Below are 3,874 nucleotides of genomic sequence, written 5' to 3'. Positions count from 1 at the left end.
GGCGCGCCGGCCGCGCGTGCGCTGTGCAGCGTGGGCGCGCGCTCGGGCTCCAGGGCCACCACATGGGCGCGGCTCTCGACCCAGGCGGCCACCCCTGCGATCAGGCCGCCGCCGCCCACGCTGACCATCACGGTGTCGGGCGGCCGACCGCCCTGCTCTTCCATCTCCTGCGCCAGCGTGCCCGCGCCGGCCACCACCTCGGGCTGGTCGTAGGCGTGCGCGAGCAACGCGCCCGTGGCCTGCTGGCGCTCAAGGCAGGCCTGCAGGGCTTCGGAATACGCCGCCCCCGCCACCACCACGTCGGCGCCCAGCGCGCGCAGGCGCGCGCGCTTGGCCTCGGGCGACACCTCGGGCACATAGACCTCGCAGCGCACGCCCAGCGCCTGCGCCGCCGCGGCCACGGCAATGCCGGCATTGCCGCCCGAAGCGATGACGACGCCGCTGGCCGGCACCGGGTTGGCCAGCAGCCGGTACAGCATGCCGCGCGCCTTGAAGCTGCCGCCCACCTGCAGGTGCTCCAGTTTGAGCCAGACCTCGGCGCAATCGACTCCCAGCTGCCGGCCCGCCACGCGCCACATCGGCGTGGTGCGCAGGAAGTCGGCCTGGGTGGCGAACTGGCGGCGGGCGGCGGCGATGGCGGCGCGGTCGATCATGGTTCTGGCTCCGGGAAGGCAAGGCTGGGCAGTGTAGGTGCGCCGGCGCTCCGCAGGAGCGTGCACCACTTTTAGCCCTGGCTGCCGATAACATGGCCACGGGGGCTCCGCCGCCCGCATGCAGGAGGATCCATGTTCTTTGTCTTCGGCCCTTCGGGGCAGATGTACCGCGGCGGCCCTGAAAAGCTGTCCCAGGTGGCGCCCGTGCGCCGCGTGCAGCGGCCGCAGGCCTTGCGCGCCGGCCGCGTCGATGTGCCCGCGCCCGGCGCCGAGGCCGCGCCGGGCCATGCCCCGGCCAGCATCCACCTGCGCGCGCAGGACGCCATGGCCGCCTACGCGCAGACCGTGCAGGGCCCGCAGGAGGCGCGCCGGCCGCTGACCCGCGTGCGCGACGTGATGACCGCCGGTGCACTGACGGTGCCCCCCGATGCGCGCGCGGAACACGCCTGGCAGCAGCTGGCGCAGCACCGCATTGCGCAGGCCCCCGTGGTCGATGCGCAGGGCCAGGTGGTGGGGTTGCTGCTGCGCGCCGACCTGGCGCCGCCGGACCTGTTGCCCCAGCCCGGCGCGGTGGGCGACGCGGTGCGGCGGGCGCGCCGCCCGGTCGCCGAGGTGATGGTGAGCCCGGTGCCCACGGTGTCGCAGGACGCCGAACTGCGCCGCGTGGCCAGCGTGCTGCTCGACACCGGCCTGCCCGGCCTGCCGGTGACCGACGCGGCGGGCGTGCTCTCCGGCTTCATCTCGCGCACCGACATCCTGCGCGCCGTGGCGGCCGATCCGCCGCTCGACCTGTGGAGCTGAGGCGCCACGGAAGTTTCAGTGAAATCGGCCTCTAACGCTTATGCAGCCAGCGCAAATAGCTATCAATAAGAAGCAATCAATGCCCTGCGGCACCGGTCTCCGGGCGGCGATCGGCCAGCTGCAGGCCGGTGGCGGCATCGATCTTGAGCCCCTTGGGCAGCGGGAATTTCACGGTTTCCTGTATGCCGTCCATGGTGCGCACCGACACCGCGCCCAGCGCCTTGATGCGCGCAATCACCTGCTTGACCAGCACTTCCGGGGCTGACGCGCCCGCCGTGAGGCCCACGCGCGCGATGCCGTCAAACCACTCGGGGCGCAGTTCGTTGGCACCGTCGACCATGTAGGCCGTGGTGCCCAGCTTGGCCGCGAGCTCGCGCAGGCGGTTGCTGTTGGAGCTGGTGGGGCTGCCCACCACGATGACCAGCTCGACCTGCGGGCTCAGCAGCTTGACCGCGTCCTGGCGGTTTTGCGTGGCATAGCAGATGTCCTGCTGCTTGGGCTCGCGCACGCTCGGAAAGCGCGCGCGCACGGCGGCCATGATCTCGGCCGCATCGTCCACCGAGAGCGTGGTCTGCGTGACCACGGCCAGGCGCTCGGTCTGCAGTGGCTGCACATGCGCCACATCCTGCACGTCTTCGACCAGGTGGATGCCGCTGTCGAGCTGGCCCATCGTGCCTTCGACCTCGGGGTGGCCCTTGTGGCCGATCATGATGAACTCGTAGCCGTCCTGCGCCAGCTTGGCCACCTCGACGTGCACCTTGGTCACCAGCGGGCAGGTCGCGTCAAAAATGCTAAAGCCGCGCGCGCGCGCCTCGGCCTGCACCGCCTTGCTCACGCCGTGCGCGCTGAACACCAGCGTGGCGCCCGGCGGTACGTCGTCCAGGTCTTCGATGAACACCGCGCCCTTGGCCTTGAGGTCGTTGACCACATAGGTGTTGTGCACGATCTCGTGGCGCACGTAGATCGGCGCGCCGAACTTCTGCAGCGCGCGCTCGACGATCTCGATGGCGCGGTCCACGCCCGCGCAGAAACCGCGCGGCTCGGCCAGCAAAACCTCTTGGGGGTGTTTCACAGCACGCCGATCACTTGCACTTCGAACGTCACCGGCTGGCCTGCCAGCGGGTGGTTGAAGTCAAAGCGCACGGCGCCCTCGCGCAGCTCGATCACCGTGCCGGCATAGCTGCCCAGGCCGTCGGGGGTCGGGAAGCTGACCACGTCGCCCACTTGGTACTGCTCGTCGGGGTCGCCCAGCTCGCTCAGCAGCTGGCGCGCCACCCACTGCTGCATCTCTGCGTTGCGCTCGCCGAAAGCCTCGCCGGCGGCCAGCTCGAAGGTGGCGCGCGCACCCTCGGCCAGGCCCTGCAGGCGCTGCTCCATCGCCGGCGACAGCTCGCTGTTGCCCAGCGTCAGCGTGGCCGGTTTGTCGGCAAAGGTGTTGATGACGTCGCCGGCGGGGCCCGCCAGACGGTAATGCAGGGTCAGGAATGAGCCCGGTTGAACAGTTGCCATGGGTGCCTCTATAAACTGGCGCCATTTTAGAACCCGTCCCGCGTTCCATGCCCCTCAAAGACCTTCCCACCGACGCCCAACCGCGCGAGAAGCTGCTCTCGCGCGGCCCCGCGGCGCTGGCCGACGCCGAGCTGCTGGCGATCCTGCTGCGCACGGGCATGGCGGGCAAGGGCGTGCTGCAACTGGCCGAGGAGCTGCTGAGCCCACCCGCCACCTGCCCCGAGACGGGCCGCGCCCGCGGCGGCTTCGGCGGCATTGCCGGCCTGCTGCACACCAGCAGCGACGACCTGCGCCGCACCAAGGGCCTGGGCCCGGCCAAGCGCGCCGAACTGGTGGCCGTGATGGAGCTGGCGCGCCGGGCGCTGGCACAGCAGCTGCGCCAGCGCGAGGCGTTCGACTCGCCCGAGGCGGTCAAGCACTACCTGCAGCTGCACCTGGCGCACAAGGGGCACGAGGTGTTTGCGGTGCTGTTCCTCGACAGCCAGCACCGGCTGCTGGCGCTCGAAGAGCTGTTTCGCGGCACGCTGACGCAGACCAGTGTCTACCCACGCGAAGTGGTGCTGCGCGCCCTGCACCACCAGGCCGCTGCCGTGGTGCTGGCGCACAACCACCCCAGCGGCAGCGTGCAGCCCAGCCGCGCCGACGAGGCGCTGACGCAGACCCTCAAGGCCACGCTGGCCCTGGTGGACGTGCGCGTGCTCGACCACATCATCGTGGCGCCGGGGCAGGCGCTGTCGATGGCAGAGCAGGGGCTGGTGTGAGCGAGCACCAGCGCACGGCACTGCAGACCGCGCTGGACCGCGCCTTGGGCGTGGCACCTGCGGCCGCGCCACCGCCCGCGCCCACTGCGGCAAGCGGCGCCAACCGCGCCAGTGTGCGCGCCGCTGCGGCAGCCGCTGCAGCAGCGCGGG

5 protein-coding genes are annotated in these 3,874 nt (G+C 71.5%); 2 read left to right on the top strand and 3 right to left on the bottom strand.

The genetic code is table 11. The annotated features are described in order from the left end of the window. Nucleotides 1-653: pyridoxal-phosphate dependent enzyme (locus B2J89_RS20855; protein WP_169170764.1), on the bottom strand; the 653-nt coding region annotated here is incomplete at its 3' end. Nucleotides 654-785: 132 nt separating this feature from the next. On the opposite strand from B2J89_RS20855, the gene B2J89_RS20850 reads away from it, so the two are divergent. Next, nucleotides 786-1,454 carry an HPP family protein gene (locus B2J89_RS20850; protein ID WP_169170763.1) on the top strand — a complete coding sequence of 223 codons (669 nt, stop codon included), beginning with the start codon at nucleotides 786-788 and terminating at the stop codon, nucleotides 1,452-1,454. Between the two features lie 76 nt (nucleotides 1,455-1,530). On the opposite strand, the gene ispH is transcribed toward B2J89_RS20850, so the two are convergent. Then, nucleotides 1,531-2,526, bottom strand: a complete 996-nt coding sequence (gene ispH / locus B2J89_RS20845; protein ID WP_169170762.1) for a 4-hydroxy-3-methylbut-2-enyl diphosphate reductase — start codon at nucleotides 2,524-2,526, stop codon at nucleotides 1,531-1,533. After that, nucleotides 2,523-2,963, bottom strand: a complete 441-nt coding sequence (locus B2J89_RS20840) for a peptidylprolyl isomerase (protein WP_169170761.1) — start codon at nucleotides 2,961-2,963, stop codon at nucleotides 2,523-2,525. The genes ispH and B2J89_RS20840 overlap by 4 nt, the downstream gene beginning before the upstream one ends. 47 nt (nucleotides 2,964-3,010) lie before the next feature. Here B2J89_RS20840 and radC point away from each other — a divergent pair, with 47 nt between their 5' ends. Then, nucleotides 3,011-3,724 (top strand): DNA repair protein RadC, encoded by a 714-nt coding sequence (gene radC, locus B2J89_RS20835; RefSeq protein WP_169170760.1) that lies wholly within the window; start codon nucleotides 3,011-3,013, stop codon nucleotides 3,722-3,724. Nucleotides 3,725-3,874: the final 150 nt, after the last annotated feature.

Source organism: Acidovorax sp. SRB_24, from assembly GCF_012931925.1.
The sequence above is the reverse complement of the archived record's forward strand: the minus strand, read 5'-3'. Positions and strand labels throughout refer to the sequence as shown.